This window comes from Marinobacter sp. AN1 (assembly GCF_026013985.1).
GTDB lineage: Bacteria > Pseudomonadota > Gammaproteobacteria > Pseudomonadales > Oleiphilaceae > Marinobacter > Marinobacter segnicrescens.
This window is the reverse complement of sequence record NZ_CP110342.1, coordinates 3,563,414-3,581,017: the sequence shown is the minus strand read 5'-3', so window position 1 is coordinate 3,581,017 and position 17,604 is coordinate 3,563,414. Positions and strand designations below refer to the sequence as shown.

18 protein-coding genes are annotated in these 17,604 nt (G+C 59.8%); 10 read left to right on the top strand and 8 right to left on the bottom strand.

The genetic code is table 11. The features are described from left to right. The first annotated feature begins 100 nt into the window (after positions 1 to 100). Both LJ360_RS16575 and LJ360_RS16570 read left to right on the top strand, forming a co-directional pair. Positions 101 to 1,135 carry a type IV pilus twitching motility protein PilT gene (locus LJ360_RS16575; protein WP_091852634.1) on the top strand — a complete coding sequence of 345 codons (1,035 nt, stop codon included), beginning with the start codon at positions 101 to 103 and terminating at the stop codon, positions 1,133 to 1,135. Positions 1,136 to 1,207: 72 nt separating this feature from the next. Further along, positions 1,208 to 2,329 carry a PilT/PilU family type 4a pilus ATPase gene (locus LJ360_RS16570; protein ID WP_091852631.1) on the top strand — a complete coding sequence of 374 codons (1,122 nt, stop codon included), beginning with the start codon at positions 1,208 to 1,210 and terminating at the stop codon, positions 2,327 to 2,329. Between the two features lie 58 nt (positions 2,330 to 2,387). Here LJ360_RS16570 and LJ360_RS16565 read toward each other — a convergent pair whose 3' ends face one another. Both LJ360_RS16565 and polA read right to left on the bottom strand, forming a co-directional pair. Further along, positions 2,388 to 2,747: a hypothetical protein gene (locus tag LJ360_RS16565; RefSeq protein ID WP_091852814.1), complete on the bottom strand. Its 360-nt coding sequence runs from the start codon at positions 2,745 to 2,747 to the stop codon at positions 2,388 to 2,390. A 203-nt stretch (positions 2,748 to 2,950) separates the two neighbouring features. After that, complete coding sequence (gene polA / locus LJ360_RS16560) at positions 2,951 to 5,671, bottom strand: DNA polymerase I (RefSeq protein WP_091852628.1); 2,721 nt, start codon at positions 5,669 to 5,671, stop codon at positions 2,951 to 2,953. 98 nt (positions 5,672 to 5,769) lie between these two features. Between polA and LJ360_RS16555 the strand changes: the two genes are divergently transcribed. Then, positions 5,770 to 6,114: a DUF2782 domain-containing protein gene (locus LJ360_RS16555; protein WP_091852625.1), complete on the top strand. Its 345-nt coding sequence runs from the start codon at positions 5,770 to 5,772 to the stop codon at positions 6,112 to 6,114. A 33-nt stretch (positions 6,115 to 6,147) separates the two neighbouring features. On the opposite strand, the gene LJ360_RS16550 is transcribed toward LJ360_RS16555, so the two are convergent. Further along, positions 6,148 to 6,594, bottom strand: coding sequence for a fibronectin type III domain-containing protein (locus tag LJ360_RS16550; RefSeq protein WP_264994481.1), 447 nt, complete (start codon positions 6,592 to 6,594; stop codon positions 6,148 to 6,150). A gap of 346 nt (positions 6,595 to 6,940) precedes the next feature. On the opposite strand from LJ360_RS16550, the gene LJ360_RS16545 reads away from it, so the two are divergent. Beyond that, positions 6,941 to 7,588, top strand: a complete 648-nt coding sequence (locus LJ360_RS16545) for a hypothetical protein (protein ID WP_245742611.1) — start codon at positions 6,941 to 6,943, stop codon at positions 7,586 to 7,588. Positions 7,589 to 7,674: 86 nt separating this feature from the next. Here the strand turns inward: LJ360_RS16545 and LJ360_RS16540 are convergent, their stop codons facing one another. Continuing rightward, positions 7,675 to 8,334, bottom strand: a complete 660-nt coding sequence (locus tag LJ360_RS16540; protein ID WP_245742609.1) for a DUF4124 domain-containing protein — start codon at positions 8,332 to 8,334, stop codon at positions 7,675 to 7,677. Between the two features lie 117 nt (positions 8,335 to 8,451). Next, the gene (gene pyrE / locus LJ360_RS16535; RefSeq protein ID WP_091852619.1) at positions 8,452 to 9,090 is read right to left on the bottom strand and encodes an orotate phosphoribosyltransferase; all 639 of its coding nucleotides are present in this window, start codon (positions 9,088 to 9,090) and stop codon (positions 8,452 to 8,454) included. A gap of 82 nt (positions 9,091 to 9,172) precedes the next feature. Here pyrE and LJ360_RS16530 point away from each other — a divergent pair, with 82 nt between their 5' ends. Further along, on the top strand, positions 9,173 to 9,982 hold the full coding sequence (locus LJ360_RS16530; protein ID WP_091852617.1) for an exodeoxyribonuclease III: 810 nt from the start codon (positions 9,173 to 9,175) through the stop codon (positions 9,980 to 9,982). Between the two features lie 83 nt (positions 9,983 to 10,065). Here the strand turns inward: LJ360_RS16530 and rph are convergent, their stop codons facing one another. Continuing rightward, a complete protein-coding gene (gene rph, locus LJ360_RS16525; RefSeq protein WP_091852614.1) occupies positions 10,066 to 10,782 on the bottom strand; it encodes a ribonuclease PH in 717 nt (238 codons plus the stop codon). Between the two features lie 185 nt (positions 10,783 to 10,967). Here rph and LJ360_RS16520 point away from each other — a divergent pair, with 185 nt between their 5' ends. Beyond that, positions 10,968 to 11,834 (top strand): YicC/YloC family endoribonuclease, encoded by an 867-nt coding sequence (locus LJ360_RS16520; RefSeq protein ID WP_091852611.1) that lies wholly within the window; start codon positions 10,968 to 10,970, stop codon positions 11,832 to 11,834. Positions 11,835 to 11,890: 56 nt separating this feature from the next. Here LJ360_RS16520 and LJ360_RS16515 read toward each other — a convergent pair whose 3' ends face one another. Beyond that, complete coding sequence (locus LJ360_RS16515; protein WP_091852608.1) at positions 11,891 to 12,772, bottom strand: universal stress protein; 882 nt, start codon at positions 12,770 to 12,772, stop codon at positions 11,891 to 11,893. A 146-nt stretch (positions 12,773 to 12,918) separates the two neighbouring features. Between LJ360_RS16515 and gmk the strand changes: the two genes are divergently transcribed. From gmk to LJ360_RS16495, 4 genes are all read left to right on the top strand, one after another. Further along, the gene (gene gmk, locus LJ360_RS16510; RefSeq protein ID WP_091852605.1) at positions 12,919 to 13,557 is read left to right on the top strand and encodes a guanylate kinase; all 639 of its coding nucleotides are present in this window, start codon (positions 12,919 to 12,921) and stop codon (positions 13,555 to 13,557) included. Between the two features lie 108 nt (positions 13,558 to 13,665). Further along, positions 13,666 to 13,878, top strand: a complete 213-nt coding sequence (rpoZ, locus tag LJ360_RS16505) for a DNA-directed RNA polymerase subunit omega (RefSeq protein ID WP_091852602.1) — start codon at positions 13,666 to 13,668, stop codon at positions 13,876 to 13,878. Positions 13,879 to 14,063: 185 nt separating this feature from the next. Further along, entirely contained in the window at positions 14,064 to 16,238 is a 2,175-nt protein-coding gene (locus LJ360_RS16500) for a RelA/SpoT family protein (protein WP_413774375.1), read from the top strand. A gap of 96 nt (positions 16,239 to 16,334) precedes the next feature. Next, a complete protein-coding gene (locus tag LJ360_RS16495) occupies positions 16,335 to 16,721 on the top strand; it encodes a RidA family protein (RefSeq protein ID WP_091852598.1) in 387 nt (128 codons plus the stop codon). Here the strand turns inward: LJ360_RS16495 and LJ360_RS16490 are convergent. Next, entirely contained in the window at positions 16,714 to 17,598 is an 885-nt protein-coding gene (locus tag LJ360_RS16490; protein ID WP_091852595.1) for an NAD-dependent epimerase/dehydratase family protein, read from the bottom strand. The genes LJ360_RS16495 and LJ360_RS16490 overlap by 8 nt on opposite strands. Positions 17,599 to 17,604: the final 6 nt, after the last annotated feature.

Here is a 17,604-nt window from a genome sequence, read left to right as displayed (position 1 = left end):
TGACTGCCGCTGGCTGTGCTGATAAGGGGCTCACGTTAACCCCGGGGTTGGAAAAACCAAGCGGGCCAGGGCATAAAAGAACCGCCTTCCGAGGAACCCTATGGATATTACCGAACTTCTGGCCTTCTCGGCCAAACAGGGCGCGTCTGACCTGCACCTGTCCGCCGGGCTGCCACCCATGATTCGTGTCGATGGCGATGTGCGCCGGATCAACCTTCCGCCCATGGAGCATAAGGAAGTCCACGGACTGATCTATGACATCATGAACGACAAGCAGCGGAAGGATTACGAGGAGTTCCTGGAAACCGACTTTTCCTTCGAAGTGCCCGGTGTCGCTCGCTTCCGGGTTAACGCCTTCAATCAGAACCGCGGTGCCGGTGCGGTTTTCCGTACCATCCCCTCGAAAGTCCTTACCATGGAAGATCTGGGCATGGGCCAGGTTTTCAAGGATATCGCTTCCGTGCCCCGCGGGCTGGTACTGGTCACCGGGCCCACAGGCTCGGGTAAGTCCACGACGCTGGCGGCCATGCTCGACTACATCAACGACAGCCGCTACGAGCACGTGCTGACCATCGAGGACCCCATCGAATTTGTCCACGAATCCAAGAAGTGCCTGGTGAACCAGCGGGAAGTGCACCGGGACACCCTCGGTTTTAACGAGGCCTTACGCTCGGCCCTGCGGGAAGACCCCGACATCATCCTGGTGGGTGAGCTGCGGGACCTGGAGACCATTCGCCTGGCCCTGACCGCAGCAGAAACCGGTCACCTGGTGTTTGGCACCCTGCATACTACCTCCGCGGCCAAGACCATTGACCGGGTGGTGGATGTGTTCCCGGCGGAAGAGAAATCCATGGTCCGCTCCATGCTCTCCGAGTCCCTGCAGGCCGTGGTTTCCCAGACCCTGATGAAAAAAATGGGCGGCGGCCGGATAGCGGCGCATGAAATCATGATCGGTACCGCAGCAATTCGTAACCTGATCCGCGAAGATAAGGTCGCCCAGATGTACTCCGCCATCCAGACCGGTGGCTCCCTGGGTATGCAGACCCTGGATCAGTGCCTGCAACGGCTCTTGCAGAAGGGTCTGATCAGCCGCGAGGCGGCCCGGGCCAAGGCCAAGATTCCCGACAACTTCTGATCCGGACTATCGGGCGTCGCTCAGCGGCTGGGCGGCGCCGGCAAACCTGACTTAAACGCTGGAAGTACTCCCATGGAATTTGAAAAACTGCTGCGACTGATGGTGGAAAAGGGCGGCTCTGACCTGTTTATTACCGCCGGGGTTCCACCGAGCATGAAAGTCAACGGCAAGGTACTGCCCGTCACCAAGAACGCCCTGACCCCGGAGCAGACCAGGGAGCTTGTCTATGGCGCCATGAACTCCAGGCAACAGGCGGAGTTCGAGGAAAGCCACGAGTGCAACTTTGCCATCAGCGCCCGGGGCATCGGTCGCTTCCGGGTCAGCGCCTTCTTCCAGCGCAACCTGTGTGGCATGGTGCTGCGGCGCATCGAGACCAAGATTCCACAGGTGGATGACCTGGGGCTGCCGGAGATCATCAAGGACCTGGCGATGACCAAACGGGGTCTGATCATCTTCGTGGGGGCTACCGGTACCGGTAAGTCCACCTCGCTGGCGGCCATGCTGGGGCACCGCAACCGCAACAGCCGCGGCCACATCATCTCCATCGAGGACCCCATTGAATTCGTCCACCAGCACCAGGGCTGCATCGTTACCCAGCGGGAAGTGGGCATCGATACCGAGAGTTTCGAAACGGCCCTGAAAAACACCCTGCGGCAGGCTCCGGATGTGATCCTGATCGGTGAGATCCGGACCCGGGAGACTATGCAGTACGCTGTGCAGTTTGCAGAAACCGGTCACCTCTGCCTGGCCACCCTGCACGCCAACAACGCCAACCAGGCGCTGGACCGGATTATCCAGTTCTTCAACCCGGACCAGCACAACCAGACCTGGATGGACCTGTCCCTGAACCTGAAGGCCATCGTCGCCCAGCAGCTGATTCCCACACCGGACGGCAAGGGGCGCCGGGCGGTTATCGAGGTGTTGATCAACACCCCGCTGGTGGCGGATATGATCCGCAAGGGCGAGGTGCACAAGCTCAAGGAGTTGATGACCAAGTCTACCGAGTCAGGTATGCAGACCTTCGACCAGGCCCTGTACAGCCTTTACTCGGAAGGTGCCATCACCTATGAGGATGCCCTGGCCCATGCCGACTCTGCCAACGACTTGCGCCTGATGATCAAGCTGGGCGCGGATGCCAAGGGCTCCGACCAGCTATCGACCACAGTCGACAAGTTGTCTATCCAGAACGACTGATTCAGCGGCACGCAGAATCGCAAAGGGAGAGCTTCGGCTCTCCCTTTTGCGTTGCAGTTCAGCGCGTGACCACGCGACCCCGGTAGATCACGGTGCGGGGCCTGGGTCCCGAATCCGGGGTGTCCGCAGTGGACTCTGGCAATACCGGCTGGCCTCTATACGTCTTGTGAGTGCTTTCCCTGCAATGCCGCACCTGGTCGGCCAGCGCTGGTACGGACTGTTTGAGTGCGGACCAGACCCGGGGCAGGGTCGCTGACCTTGATTGATCCGCGAAGTGTTCCAGCTGAAGGACCAGGTTCTCCTCCGTGAGGTGGAGCTTGACTCCAAACTCAACCTGGATGAGTCGGCGGCATTGATGGACCTGTTTGATGATGGACGGGTTCAGTAGCCAGCTTTGGTCGCTTGCCAGAGATACCATGGGGATGTGCCTCATGTCTGGAATCGAGGGAAGGGGTTTCAGCGCTTGTGAGCTCCGAGATTGACTCGAGCGGGCTTCAAGCCTGCTGTCCTGAAACCAAGCCAGAACCATGCCATGAGAGGGAGGGCGGTTATTCCTGCTATGCAGGTCCACTTAGTGGGTTTTGCCGGCACGCTCCCTGTGCACCTGCACCACTATAGACCTTAGTGGGCCTCGTCCCAGTTGTCGCCCACGCCGGCTTCCACCAGCAGCGGTACCTTCAGGTCGGCTGCGCCGGACATTCGTTCCTCAAGGCCGCGGCAGATAACCTCCAGCGCGGATTCCCTCACCTCGAGGATCAGTTCGTCGTGGACCTGCATTACCATGCGGGCGTCGTCAGCATGCTCTGCCAGCAGCCAGTCTTCCACCGTGACCATGGCCCTCTTGATGATATCCGCTGCCGTGCCCTGCATGGGCGCGTTGATGGCCGTGCGCTCGGCGGCCTGCTGCATCTGCTTGTTACGGGCATTAATCTCCGGCAGGTAAAGGCGACGCCCTGCCAGGGTTTCCACAAAGCCATCGTCATGGGCCTGCTTGCGGATACGGTCCATGTACTCCAGTACGCCGGGGTAGCGGTGGAAGTAGCGGTCAATGTAGTCCTGTGCCGTTTTGCGGTCCACCTCCAGCTGGCGAGACAGGCCAAAGGCTGACATCCCGTAGATCAGGCCGAAGTTGATGGCCTTGGCGCTGCGGCGCTGATCGGAGCTGACGTCATCAACCGTTACCCCGAACACTTCGGCGGCTGTCGCGCGATGGATGTCCTCACCCCGCTCGAAGGCGCCCAGCAGGCCCTTGTCGCCAGAAAGGTGCGCCATGATTCGCAGCTCGATCTGCGAGTAGTCTGCCGCGACCAGCTTGTGGCCTTCCGGCGCCACGAAGGCCTGGCGGATGCGTCGCCCCTGCTCGGTGCGCACGGGAATGTTCTGCAGGTTGGGCTCGGAAGAAGAAAGCCGGCCGGTGGCCGTCACCGCCTGGTGATAGGACGTATGGATTCGCCCGGTGCGGGGGCTGACCAGCTCCGGCAAGGTGTCCGTGTAGGTGGATTTGAGCTTGCTGAGGCTGCGGTGTTCCAGGATCAGCCGGGGTAGCCGGTGCTCATGGGCCAGTTCCTGCAACACTGGCTCGGCAGTGGAGGGCGCCCCCTTGGGTGTTTTCTTGATGACCGGCAGGCCCATCTTGTCATAGAAAATCGCCTGTAGCTGCTTGGTGGAGCCCAGGTTGAAGCTTTCGCCAGCCTCTTCGTGCGCCTCCTGCTCCAGCTCGGCCATGCGTTCGGCCAGTTCCTGGCTGTGCTGGCGCAAGGTGGAGGCGTCAATCAGGGCGCCGCGCTGTTCCATGCGGGACAGCACCGGTACCAGGGGCAGGTCAATGTCCCGGTAGACCGCATCCAGGCGCCCCGTGTCCCGGAGCTGGGGGCGCAGTACCTGGTGCAGCCGCAGGGTAATATCGGCATCCTCGGCGGCGTATTCCGCAGCCTTTTCCAGGTCAACCTGATTGAAGGTGAGCTGCTTTGCGCCCTTGCCGGCAATATCCTCGAAGCTGATGGTCTTCTCGCCCAGGTACTTCAGCGCCAGGCTGTTCATGTCATGGCGGGTGGCGGTGGAATTGAGCACATAGGATTCCAGCATGGTGTCCTCGGCGATGCCCTCCAGGCTGATGCCATGGTTGGCGAGTACGTTCTTGTCGTACTTCAGGTTCTGGCCCACCTTTTTGTGCTTCGGGTCTTCCAGTAAGGGTTTGAGCTTTGCGAGAGTCGTGTCCCGGTCCAGCTGGTCCGGTGCGCCCATATAATCATGGGCCAGGGGCAGGTATGCGGCCTTGCCGGGCTCAATGGCGAAAGATACGCCCACGACCTCCGCTTCGCTGTACCGCAGACTGGTGGTCTCGGTGTCGAAAGCGAAAAGTTCTGCCTTGCCCAGCTGTTCCAGCCAGGCGTCCAGCTGCTCATCCGTCAGGATGGTTTCGTACTCACGCTCCGGAGTGGTCGCCGATTGAGTGTCATCTGCGCTGTCCGGGGCCTCTCCGTCCCCCGAGTATTCCGCAATCCAGGCCTTGAACTCGTATTCCTGGAACAGTTTCAGCAGCTGCTCCCGGTGTTCCGGCTCTGGCGACACCTCCTCGATACCGAAGTGCAGGTCCACGTCGGTGCGGATGGTCGCCAGTTCCCGGCTCAGGGGCAGGTGTTCAATAGCGTCCCGGAGATTATCGCCAATCTTGCCCTTAACCTCGTCGGCGTGGGTCATCAGGTTATCCAGGTCACCGTACTGTTGCAGCCACTTTACAGCGGTTTTCGGGCCGCACTTTGTTACACCGGGTATGTTATCCACGGTGTCTCCCACCAGCGCCAGGTAGTCCACGATCTGTTCCGGTGCAATGCCGAACTTTTCCACTACCCCGTCCCGATCCATCCGGGTTTCCGTCATGGTATTGATCAGCGTGACATGGTCGCTCACCAGTTGTGCCATGTCCTTGTCACCGGTGGAGATCACCACATCCACTCCCTTGGCGGTGGCCTCCGTGGCCAGTGTGCCGATCACGTCGTCCGCTTCGACATCGGGAATGATCAGCAGTGGTAATCCCATGGCCTCCACAATCTCGTGGATGGGTCTGATCTGTATCGCCAGGTCTTCCGGCATTGGTGGCCGGTTCGCCTTGTAGTCTTCATACAGGTCATGGCGGAAAGTCTTGCCCTTGGCGTCAAAAACCACCACTACCTTCGAGCCGGGAAAGTCCTGCTCCAGGCGGCGCAACATGCTGATAACCCCTTTGATGGCCCCGGTAGGGTGGCCCTTGCTGGTGGTCAGCGGAGGCAGGGCATGGAAAGCCCGGAACAGGTAGGAGGAACCATCGACAAGGACAACAGGGGGCGTCTTGGTTTGACTCATGGCAAGGGGAATCCGGAATCTGTTGAAGGTTTGGGTAGCTTGTGTAACGCTTTTCAAAGGGTGCCGTATCAGCGGCCCATCTGAACACAGAGGTTACCATGAAACCAGTCGTCATCTCGCTGTTGGCTCTTTGCCTCGCAGCTCCCGCATCGGTGCTGGCGCAGGATGCGTCCGGCTCGCCCCTGGATGAGAAACCGCAAATGCCGGACGAGCCCGTGGTGATTCCGGAGTATGAACCGCAGACAGATGGTTCCGCGATCGTGATCCGCCCCGGTGACGACGTGGTGTACTACGAGTACCGCGTCAACGGCCAGTTACGCGAGATCAAGGTGGTGCCGGAAGTGGGCCCGGCCTATTACCTGGTGCCTGCTGACGGTGGTGGCTGGATCCGGGAGGATGAGACGTCGCTGTTGATTCCCAGCTGGGTTCTGTTCCGCTGGTAGTGACCACAGACACCCCGGATGCGCCCTGTGCCGCTAGATCAGGTCTACCGTGACCGGCTCTGACCGGCGACTTTCCATGCCATTGATATCCAGGGTGCTGACCGCGAATTCGTAGGCTCCCGGGTTGAAGTGGTCGAGAGCCAGGCTATGGGCATCGGGGCCTTCCAGTTTTAGGGCACGAAAGCCGTCCTCGTGTCGCAATCGATAGTAGATCCTGTAGCCGCTGATTTCACCCGGGTAGAGCTTGCTGCCGTCTTCCCGGGTCAGTGGACTGTCCCAGTGCAGAACCGGGCGTTCTGCCACGGGCCCGGAGCTGTCCGTTTCCGGGGCGGCGAAGCCGCCAGTTTCCTCTGCGGCCGGGCCAGGGCGGTTGTCTGCGGTATCGTTACTGCCTGAATGGCTGCCGCCGCAGCCGGCAAGCACCAGGCTCAGGGTAATGAGCAGGCTCCAGGCGAACGACGTCTGGTGTGAAGACATCATGGCATTCCTCGCATTCATTTTTTTGTCACCGGCCGGATCTGATCGGTCTGGGGTGCCGGCCAGGTTGTCCAGGGATTCGGGAAGTCGGCCCCCGAGGTGCCACTGCATGCATGTAAAGGCGGGATTATGGCGTGCATTGACCGGGTCGCAAGTGACCGTTTGGTAAATTGACCAGGGGGTCACCGAAGTAGCTGGTCGGGGTAACGCCAGTGTCATCCGGGTGGGTGGCTGATTAGTGTGAACACTCTAACTTTACTCCCTATGCTGATGGTGAAATGGACGGGAAACAGCTTCCCGAAACACTCTCAGTCGAATCTGATTTCACTGGACCCAAGGGGGTATCCTTATGAGCAAGCTCAAAACCTGGCAGGAACAGCTTCAGGAAATGGTAGACAAGGGCATTGATGCTGCTGAGAAGGCGCAAAAGCAGTTGGCTGCCAAGCCCTTTGACGTCGCGGAGAAACTGGAAAGTGAAGTGCGTCAGTACCGTGTCAGAAATTTGCGAAAGCGATACAACGGTGCCAGCGGGGCTGTGTTTGACCAGTTGAGAACCTTCAATACGCGGGTTGGCAGTTTCGCTGGTGACTTGGTTGCCCGTTTGGAAAAAGAGACCGCAGATACAGCCAAGGCTGTCAGCAAGACTGCTGACGAGGTAGCCGAGGAAGTGTCCTCCGCTGCCAAATCCACGGCGACCAATGTTTCGGGCAAGGCCCAGAAGGGTGCTAATCGGGTGTCCCGGCGTGCGCAGTCAACAGGGTCGAACGTGTCTAAATCCGCGAAGAGTGCCGGTAAACAGGTCTCCAGGGCTGCGGATGAAACCAGTAAGGCTGCCTCTGCCAGCCAAGCGACCAGCAAGGCCGGCAATGGCGCAGCCAAATCCGGTTCGGGCAGTTCGTCCACCGGCCAGGCGAAGGCGGCCTCGACAGGTTCGTCTTCCAGCTCCGGCAGTGCCGGCAAGAGTGGCGCCAGTGAGAAGAGCACCACCAGCGCCTGACCGACCGGTCAAAGCTACTGATCCCTGAACGCAAAGAGCCACCTCAAGGGGTGGCTCTTTGCGTTTGCGGGTGTTCTGTGAACTGATCAGCGGGTGCTGGTTTCTGCCGTGGCTTCAGCTGGATCCAGTGGCAGGGTGCGTTGGTGTTCCGTGATCACCTCGAGTCGACGAATGTCGTCCAGATAGCGCTCACGCAATTGCTCGATTTCCTGCTCCTGGCTGGCGATTTCAGCCTCGATGTCGCGGATCTGGCTTTCCAGGCGGTCGATTTTCTGTAGCGTTGCGTCCGGGATTTCCCGTCCTGAACGTTCCAGGTCGGCGGCGCGGGACTGCTCACTATCGAGTTGCGACTCAATCACCGAGATATTGCCGCGCTTGAGTTGGTTGAGACCCTCCAGCTCGGTGATCTTGCGATGCAGGGCGCGCACGGCATCATCGGGATGGCTGTAGCGACGCAGCAGGGCACGGTCCTGTTCGCGCTGGGCCTTTGCCTGTTCCTGCTGACGTTTTTCCTCTTCCCGGCGGCGAAGCTCTTCTTCCGTGGGCGCCGGCGCTACGCGGTCTATCACGCGGCCCTGGCTGTTGAGGATTTCATAGCCCCGGGTGGAGGCTTCCTGGGGTACCGTATTGCTGATGACCAGTTGACCGCTGTCATCCTTGTAGCGATACATCCGTGCGTCCGCAAGGTTGGCGAAGAGCAGGCAGCTGGCAGCAATGATGCAGGTTGTCAGTCTAGTGGCAGGCACCGGTAACACCCTTGTCGGTCAGATGGATTGTCTCGGTATGTGTACAGTTCGAAAGCATACCAGATGCGAGACCGGCTGCTTCGTGCTGTGTCACACCCCCGGCCGGATCTGCCATCATCAGACACCGTAACGGTCACGGTACACGGTAATGGCTTCAGCATGGCGCGCGTGCCCGGGCCTGGCTTGCAGGTATTCAAGGACCTGTTCCAGCCGGATAATGCTTATCACCGGTATGCCGTAGCTCTGTTCCACTTCCTGGATGGCGGATAGTTCTCCCTGACCCCGTTCCTGTCGGTCGAGCGCAATCAGCACCCCGGCAGGCGTGGCACCGGCGGCCTCGATGATGGCCATGGATTCGCGGATAGCGGTGCCGGCGGTGATGACATCATCAATAATCAGCACTCGGCCCTGCAAGGGCGCCCCGACAATGTTACCGCCTTCGCCGTGGTCCTTCGCTTCTTTCCGGTTGAAGGCCCAGGGGCGGTTATCACCCTGGCGCGCCAGGGACATGGCGGTTGTTGTGGCCAAGGGAATGCCCTTATAGGCGGGCCCGAAAATCATGTCATAATTCAGCCCGCTACGGGTGAGGGCGGCGGCGTATGCCTCGCTCAGGCGCAGCAGGTCGTTGCCAGTGTTGAAAAGGCCGGCATTGAAAAAGTAGGGGCTGGTGCGTCCCGACTTGAGAGTGAACTCACCGAAACGCAGTACGTCCCGGTGGATGGCAAACTCGATGAAATCGCGCTGATAGTCGTGCATGACAAGGCTTCTGGCGGGGTCTGGTTCTTTCAAAAACTTGTAAAACCGGTATCATACACCCAAACTGAATCAGGGAATACGTATGCGTGTAGTATCAATCAGCGTCAATGGCCTGGAACAGGCGGTTGAAAAAGGCTTCTTTGACTGGATCGCCGACCAGGACGCCGACGTAATCTGTGTTCAGGACCATCGCATGCGGGTCTATGAAATCGAGGACCGCAACCTGATTCCCGAAGGCTACGAAGCCTACTTTATTGATGGCGAGCTCAATGAGCACGGAGGGGTCGGGATTTACACGCGTCACTTTCCGAAAGCCATCATGTACGGCTTTGCCAGTGAACAGGCGGACCGTGAAGGTCGTTTTATCCAGGCAGACTTTGACCGGGTCAGCGTGGCCAGCGTACTGGCTCCCTGTGCGCTGGGCCGTGAGGAAGAGCTGCTGGAAGACGAGAACGACCTGACCGTACTTGATCACAAGGACGAGTTCATGGATGCCTTCGGGCTGCATATGCAGAAAACCCTGCGTAAGCGTCGCCAGTTCATTTTCTGCGCTAACCTGCAGACGGCCCACCACGTCACCGATGCCAGTCCTGTCTATCACCAGTTGGATGTTTCCGGGTTCCTGCCCCACGAGCGGGCGTTCCTCGATCGCCTGTTTGATGAGATGGGTGCCATCGACGCCTTCCGCGAGATCAACAAGCAGAGCAACCAGTTCACCTGGTGGCCGGAGTGGGATGGCGGCGAGCGCAAGAACGTGGGTATCCGCGCCGACTACCAGTTGCTGACTCCCGGTATCCGCAAGACCATCCGGGATGGCTGGATCGACGAAACCACCCGTTTCTCGGACCACGCCCCCCTGATCATGGATTACGATATAGATATCGGTTTCTGAGGGACCGTCGTCTCCTGAAATGAAAAAAGCGCGCCGGGTATCTCCCGCCGCGCTTTTTCTTTGGCCGGCTATTGGCCGGTTGATTATTCCGCCAGTGCTGCTTTCTGGATCTCGAACAACTGCTCGATACCCTGCTTTGCCAGTACCAGCATATTGTCCAGTTCTTCCTGTACAAACGGCGCACCCTCTGCGGTGCCCTGGATTTCAATAAATCCGCCCTGATCAGTCATGATGACGTTCATGTCTGTTTCTGCGGCGGAGTCTTCCGGGTAGTCCAGGTCCACCACCGGGATGCCCTGGTAAACGCCGACAGAGAGTGCCGCCACCATTTGTTTGAGGGGTGACTTCTCCAGCCGGCCCTCCCTGACCAGGAAGTTCAGCGCATCCACCAGGGCAACGCAGCCGCCGGTAATGGCCGCGGTACGAGTGCCACCGTCGGCCTGGATGACATCGCAGTCGATAGTAATCGTATGTTCGCCCAGTGCTTCCAGGTCGACTGCGGCGCGCAGGGAGCGGCCAATGAGTCGCTGGATCTCTACGGTGCGGCCACCCTGCTTGCCCCGGGCTGCCTCCCGCCCCATGCGGCTACCAGTGGAGCGGGGCAGCATGCCGTATTCCGCGGTGATCCATCCCTGTCCCTCACCGCGGAGAAATGGCGGCACCTTGTTTTCCACGGACGCGGTACAGATGACGCGGGTATCGCCGAACTCTACCAGTACGGAGCCCTCTGCGTGCCGGGTGAAATGACGGGTGAGCCTCACGTCTCTGGGCTGTTCGGGCTGTCTGCCACTGGGTCGCATACTTGATCCTTCTGAATCCGGAAAGTGAACAGGGCCGGACAGCATTGGGTGCCGGCCACTGGAGAAAGGAGCGGCAGTATAGCATGGGGGAGCCAACGCCCGGACTGCTGAACGAAGACAGGATTTACGATCCCCTGAACTGGTAGACTGGAGCCGTACTTTACGGAAGAACCCCTGGAGCACCCATGATCAGAAGCATGACAGCGTTTGCCCGCCAGCAGACCCAGGCAGAGTGGGGTGTGCTGACCTGCGAGATACGCACGGTCAATCACCGTTACCTGGAGCCCTCTTTCCGTCTGCCTGAGGCGCTTCGGGAGCTGGAAAACGGTTTCCGTGACCACCTGCGCAAGGCGCTCGGCCGAGGCAAGGTAGATGTGGGTATGCGCCTGCAGTCTTCTGAAGATGCGGATACGGCTCTGCTGGTGAACGACCGCCTGGCGGCGTCCCTGAACGACGCGATCAACCACGTCAATCGTCTGCTGGACAACCCGGCCCACATCAGTGCGTTGGATATACTGCGCTGGCCCGGCATCCTGGACCGCGAAGAGCCCGACCTCAGCCCGGTCAAGGCGGCGGCGGACGAGTTGTTCCAGCGTACAGTGGCGGAGTTGGTGGTGGTCAGGGAGCGCGAAGGCGAGCGCCTGCGGCCGCTGTTTGATGAGCGCCTCTCAGCCATGGCGACGTTGGTGACCCAGGTGCGGGAGCGCCTGCCCGGCTTGATCAGCGCCCAGGAGCAGGCCCTGCGGGACCGTTTCCGGCAGGCCTCAGTGGAGCTGGACCCCGACCGGTTAAGCCAGGAGATGGTGATGCTGGCGCAAAAGTCTGACGTGGCAGAAGAGATGGACCGACTGGAGGCGCATATCGGAGAGGTTCGCGAAACCCTCCAGCGCAATGATGCCATCGGCCGCCGGCTGGACTTCCTGATGCAGGAGCTGAACCGGGAAGCCAATACCCTTAGCAGCAAGTCCATCGACGCCGAGGTCACCCGGGTAGCCGTGGATATGAAGGTGCTTATCGAACAGATGAGAGAGCAGGTCCAGAACCTGGAGTGATTCGCTTCATGGCTTGGTCGGGGGCAGGCCTTCCTGCCCCATGCCGTTGCCAGGCCCTATTTTTCGGAGGGTTTGATCGCCAGCAGGTCGGTTCTCAGGTGGGTCAGTACTTTTTCTGCCGTATTGCCGATTACCATGGCCGCCAGTCCGGTCTTTCCGCTGGTGCCAATCACCACCATATCTGCCTTGACCTGGTTGGCAACGCTTGGAATCACCTTCTGGGCCGGGCCTGAAACGATGTGAACCTGCCCGGGTTGCAGGTGCCAGGTATTACAGAGGTGTTCAATCTGCGGTTTCAACCCGGCCTGCCTTTTACGCAGCCTTGCATCCATATCAACCAGCTCCAGGTCGGCCAGTATTACCGAGGTATGCAGGGCATGAACAAGGTGCAGTTCGGTGCCCATGGCATCGGCCAGCTGTCGGGCCTCTGCGATGATCCGGTGGTTGAGCGCTTTCTTCACCGGCTTGTCTGAACTCAGGTCTACCGCTGCCAGTATTGGTCGAGCCTTGTTCCACTTGTTTTCAGCGACCAGCATGACAGGCGCGGAGCACTCGCGGATGAGGTGCCAGTCCGTTGGCGTATAAAGAAATGTCTCTGACCGGTTTCCGGTCTTGATGACCGCGTCCACCCTTTCCTTGTGGCAGTGCTCGATAATCCATTCATGGATTCGCTTGGCCCAGACGACCTGAGGAGTGATGGGGAGGTCGCTGCAGTCGCAGAGAGCCAGCACCTGCTCCAGCCACCGTTGGCGCTGGTCGGTGGTGGCTTTGCGCGCCGCCTCCTGGTCGGTCTGCTGATCCGAGATGGCGTCGAGGTATTCGTGGACAAAGGCGACTACTTCCAGGCTGGCCCCAGTAGCCCTGGCCAGTTCAATGCCCCGGGTCAGTGCCACCTGGTGCCTGTGCTCCGGGTCCATAACGATGAGCAGTTTTTTCATTCGGTGTTTCCGTTATTTGTCCGATGGTTTGGGGAATGTTAACAGTTGCGCTGCGCCCGGGATGCGGAGATAAGTCAAACCCCGTATAATTTGCCGCCTTCTGGCCGTCACGCCCGGCCAAAAAAGTTATCGGGAGTCAGTGAATCATGAGCCAGACCGGTGAGCAGGGTACCCTGTACGTGATCTCCGCGCCCTCCGGTGCCGGCAAGACCAGCCTGGTGGGGGAGATGATCCGGGCGGACGCGCGCCTGGGTGTTTCCGTATCCCACACGACCCGTCCCATGCGCCCTGGTGAGCAGGACGGTGTGAATTACCACTTTATCTCCCGGGAAGAGTTCGAGGCCATGATTGGCCGTGACGAGTTCCTGGAGCATGCCGATGTTTTCGGCAACTATTATGGCACCTCTCAGGTATGGGTCGAGCAGACCCTGGCCCGGGGGCGTGACGTCATCCTGGAAATCGACTGGCAGGGCGCGACCCAGGTACGAAGGCTGATGCCGCACTGTGTCAGTGTTTTTATCGTGCCCCCCTCAGCCGCGGTTCTGAGGGAGCGTCTGGTGGGCCGCGGAACCGATGCGCCAGAGGTGGTGGAGCGACGCCTGCGGGAAGCCGCCGAGGAGTGCCGCCATGCCCTGGAATTTGACTACCTGGTGGTCAACGATGACTTCGCAGAGGCGCTCAGCCAGCTACTGTCCATTGTTACCTGCCAACGCCTGCGTATGGATCGACAGGAAGTGCGCCACGCCGGGCTGCTGTCATCGCTGATGGACGGGGATGGGGCCTGACCTGTGTACATTATGAGCGCCTGGCGGTAAACTACGCGGTCTGCTGAATGGTCCGGTTTCCCGGGCATTGGAATTCACCTCCTAATCGTTATCTCAGTCGGGGAAGATATGGCACGAGTTACCGTTGAAGATTGCCTGGAAAACGTCGACAACCGTTTCCAGCTGGTTATGCTGGCGACCAAGCGCGCCCGCCAGATTGCCACCAAGGGCTACGAGCCGCTGGTGCCGGAAGAGAACGACAAGCCGACCGTGATCGCGCTGCGGGAAATCGCCGAAGGTAAGGTGACCCGTGACCTGTTGCGTGAGGAAGAGGAAGACTGACACCCCAATGCCATTACAGGCACTGGCTGGTCAAAAAGATCATTGAATTTCGCCCCGATGGATTTATAGTGGAAAAAGAGCGCGAATTTTTGCGCAGGCTTTCCCGGCGGGGTACAGGAAGAACCCGAATGTTCGCATTCGGGTTTTTTTATCCCTGCCTTCCTGAATAACCTGACGGAGGCGCGGTGTCGCAAGAGGCTGCTGTTGCAGAGCGTGAACGGACGGTCGAAGATCTGACCGCGACGCTCGGAGATTATCTGGATTCCGGGCGCATCAACCAGGTGCGCAGGGCCTACTATTATGCCGAGCAGGCCCATGAGGGCCAGATGCGGCGCAGCGGCGAGCGATATATTACCCATCCCCTGGCGGTGGCTACCATCCTTGCGGAAATGAAGCTGGACCATCAGAGCCTGATGGCTGCCATGCTCCACGACGTAATCGAGGATACCGGTATTCCCAAGGATGCCCTGAGCGAGCAGTTTGGTGAGTCCGTGGCGGACCTGGTGGACGGCGTATCCAAGCTGACCCAGATCGAGTTCCGTTCCCGTGCGGAAGCCCAGGCCGAGAATTTCCAGAAAATGACCTTAGCCATGGCCCGGGATATCCGTGTCATCATCGTCAAGCTTGCGGACCGGCTGCACAACATGCGCACACTCGGCCCCATGCCCTATGAGAAGCGCCAGCGCATTGCCAACGAAACACTCGACATCTACGCGCCTATTGCGAACCGTCTGGGTATGCATCGGGTGTGCACAGAACTGGAAGACCTGGGGTTTGCCTCACTCTATCCGATGCGGGCGAAATACATCTCCAAGGCGGTGACAAAGCTCCGTGGCAGCCACCGGGAAATCATTGATGACATTCGCGGAAAGCTACAGGACAAACTCCAGGAGCGCGGGCTCCCGGGGCGGATCGTGGGACGTGAGAAGCACCTGAACTCCATCTATAACAAGATGAAGTTCCGCCACAAGTCGTTCCACGAGATCATGGACGTGTATGCGTTCAGGATCATTACAGACACCGAAGACGACTGCTACCGCATTCTGGGAGCGGTGCACAGCCTCTACAAGCCACTGCCGGGGCGTTTCAAGGACTATATCGCCATGCCCAAGGCCAATGGCTACCAGTCCCTGCACACCACCCTGTTTGGCATGCATGTGAATATCGAGATCCAGATCCGCACCGAGGAGATGGAGCAGATTGCCAACGACGGTATCGCCGCCCACTGGATGTACAAGCACGACCAGTCGCCGGTCAGCTCAGCCAACCAGCAGCGGGTGGATCGCTGGGTGCAGGGCCTGATGGACATGCGCGAGCGGGCGGACGATTCGCTGGAGTTCATCGAGCACGTCAAGACCGACCTGTTCCCGGACGAAATCTATGTCTTTACGCCGAAGGGCAAGATACTGGAGCTGCCCACCGGTGCCACGCCAGTGGACTTCGCGTATGCGATCCACACAGACATCGGCAACGCCTGCGTGGCCTGTCGGATCAATCGTAACCTGGGCTCCCTGAGTCAGCCCCTGCAAAGTGGTCAGACCGTAGAGGTGATCACTGCGCCCAATGCCCGTCCCAACCCCGCCTGGCTGAGCTTCGTGGTAACCGGCAAGGCTCGCAGCAGTATCCGGCACGCGCTCAAGTTGCAGCGTCGCACCGAGTCCGTGCAATTGGGCAAGACCTTGCTGAAAAAGTCCCTTCATGGCTTTGGCCAGAAGCTGTCCGAGCTGGGGCAGGAGCAAGTCAGCGCAGTGGTCAGCCATAACCAGGTGGCCAGCTTTGATGACCTGCTGAGTGAGATCGGCCTGGGCAATCGTATGGCCTACCTGATCGCCCGCCAGTTGGTGGCCGGGGAGGCGGGTGCCGAAACCAGTTCCCTGGACGTGGGTACGTTGTCCGGGGAGGGTGATCGCAAGGGTAGCCCGGTAACCATCCGTGGCACTGAAGGCCTGCTGGTGCGTTTCGCCAACTGCTGCAAGCCGATTCCCGGAGATCCGGTGGTTGGGGTCATGGATTCCGGGCATGGCCTGGTCATCCACAGCGATACCTGCAGCCGCTTGCCGGAAAGCACCGAAGACCGCGCGCACCTGACTCACCTGAAGTGGGCCAAGGACATCACCGACGAATTCTCGGTTGAATTACGGGTAGAGCTGGAACGCCAGCGCGGCGTCATTGCCGAAGTGGCCAATGCGGTCGCCATGGCCGATGGCAACATCGAACGGATCAATGTGGAAGAGCAGAACGCCCGTCTGAGCATTGTCAGCCTGGTGGTCCACGTCAACGGCCGTCGGCACCTGGCCCGGGTCATGCGCCGGGTTCGCAACATCCGCGCGGTTACCCACATCAGCCGCGTCCGATACTGATCCCCTGATATCACTGGTTGCCGCCGGGGCGTATTGACAGCGTCATCGCCCCGGCGGCAGCATATTCTTTTAACCGCAACGCAGGATTCACCTGACATGAGCAACAAGTCCATCATCCAGACTGATGCCGCCCCGGAAGCCATCGGTACCTATTCACAGGCCGTAAAGGCCGGCGATACCGTGTACCTGTCTGGTCAGATTCCGCTGGACCCGGAAACCATGGAAGTGGTCGCCGGCGATTTTGCTGACAAGACCCGTCGCGTATTCGAGAACCTGAAAGCCGTTTGTGAGGCTGCTGGCGGTAGTCTGCAGGACATCGTCAAGCTGAACATCTACATGACTGACCTTGCCAACTTTGCCACTGTCAACGAAGTCATGGCCACCTATTTCCAGGAGCCGTACCCGGCCCGTGCTGCCATCGGCGTCGCCGGCCTGCCCAAGGGCGTACCGGTGGAAATGGACGCTGTCATGGTGATCAGCTGACGCGACCGTTTCTGATCGCTTCGATCATCGGTCGGTAACCGCTGCGGAAATCCGGGTAGGTGAAGCTGAAGCCCGTTGCCAGCAGGCGCTGATTGTCGCAGCGTTTACTGCCGCCGCGACCACCCCGGCGGCCATCGCCCCGGGGTGGTTGACACGGAAGTTGCTGGCGAATCCAGGCCACCACGTCGTCCAGTCTGGCTGGCTCGCAATCGCTGGCCAGGTAACAATTTTCCAGGCTCTTTCCTTCCAGTGCCCGTTGCACCAGGTGCACGCAGGCGGCCATCGCATCCTGCTCATGAATGCGGTTTGTGTATGGGCCCGGTGAATCAGGGTTGAGCTCTCCCGCCATTACTGATTCGAGGAAGCGCCCCCGGCCTGGGCCATAAATTCCGCTGAAGCGAATGATCGTGGCGGGCACGCCACTGTCCAGCGCCAGTTGTTCCCCCTCCAGAACCCGCTGACCGCTGAACCGCCTGGGGGCAACCGGGCTGGTCTCGTCCACCTGCGAGTCATCGTCCTGGCCATACACGCTGGTACTGCTGATAAAGAACAGCCGCTTGAGCTTGCTGGTATCCGTTACCGCCAGCAAGTTGGCAAGGCCGTCCACGTAGGCGGCCCTGTAACCCGCGTCATCATAGGTAGACGGGGTCAGGCAGTAGATCAGGATATCAGGCGCTTCTGGCACAACCTTCGCCAGGGATGGCCTGTCCATCAGGTCTGCTGGCGCCGGGTGAACGCCCTTGGGTATGGCGCTGGCGGTACGGCGAATTCCCCATACCTCGGACGTAGCGGTCAGGGCACTCGCAATAGTGCCTCCAAGTGAACCACAGCCGGCAACCAGGACATGGGGGCGGGACTGGTCTGCAGAGATTGCCATAGTCAA

Coding starts and splice junctions, on each gene's coding strand:
- rpoZ (WP_091852602.1), top strand. CDS start 13,666: ATGGCACGAGTTACCGTTGAAGATTGCCTGGAAAACGTCGACAACCGT.
- rph (WP_091852614.1), bottom strand. CDS start 10,782: ATGCGACCCAGTGGCAGACAGCCCGAACAGCCCAGAGACGTGAGGCTC.
- pyrE (WP_091852619.1), bottom strand. CDS start 9,090: ATGCACGACTATCAGCGCGATTTCATCGAGTTTGCCATCCACCGGGAC.
- polA (WP_091852628.1), bottom strand. CDS start 5,671: ATGAGTCAAACCAAGACGCCCCCTGTTGTCCTTGTCGATGGTTCCTCC.
- LJ360_RS16575 (WP_091852634.1), top strand. CDS start 101: ATGGATATTACCGAACTTCTGGCCTTCTCGGCCAAACAGGGCGCGTCT.
- LJ360_RS16495 (WP_091852598.1), top strand. CDS start 16,335: ATGAGCAACAAGTCCATCATCCAGACTGATGCCGCCCCGGAAGCCATC.
- LJ360_RS16520 (WP_091852611.1), top strand. CDS start 10,968: ATGATCAGAAGCATGACAGCGTTTGCCCGCCAGCAGACCCAGGCAGAG.
- LJ360_RS16545 (WP_245742611.1), top strand. CDS start 6,941: ATGAGCAAGCTCAAAACCTGGCAGGAACAGCTTCAGGAAATGGTAGAC.
- LJ360_RS16570 (WP_091852631.1), top strand. CDS start 1,208: ATGGAATTTGAAAAACTGCTGCGACTGATGGTGGAAAAGGGCGGCTCT.
- LJ360_RS16555 (WP_091852625.1), top strand. CDS start 5,770: ATGAAACCAGTCGTCATCTCGCTGTTGGCTCTTTGCCTCGCAGCTCCC.
- LJ360_RS16530 (WP_091852617.1), top strand. CDS start 9,173: ATGCGTGTAGTATCAATCAGCGTCAATGGCCTGGAACAGGCGGTTGAA.
- LJ360_RS16515 (WP_091852608.1), bottom strand. CDS start 12,772: ATGAAAAAACTGCTCATCGTTATGGACCCGGAGCACAGGCACCAGGTG.
- gmk (WP_091852605.1), top strand. CDS start 12,919: ATGAGCCAGACCGGTGAGCAGGGTACCCTGTACGTGATCTCCGCGCCC.
- LJ360_RS16490 (WP_091852595.1), bottom strand. CDS start 17,598: ATGGCAATCTCTGCAGACCAGTCCCGCCCCCATGTCCTGGTTGCCGGC.
- LJ360_RS16565 (WP_091852814.1), bottom strand. CDS start 2,747: ATGGTATCTCTGGCAAGCGACCAAAGCTGGCTACTGAACCCGTCCATC.
- LJ360_RS16550 (WP_264994481.1), bottom strand. CDS start 6,594: ATGATGTCTTCACACCAGACGTCGTTCGCCTGGAGCCTGCTCATTACC.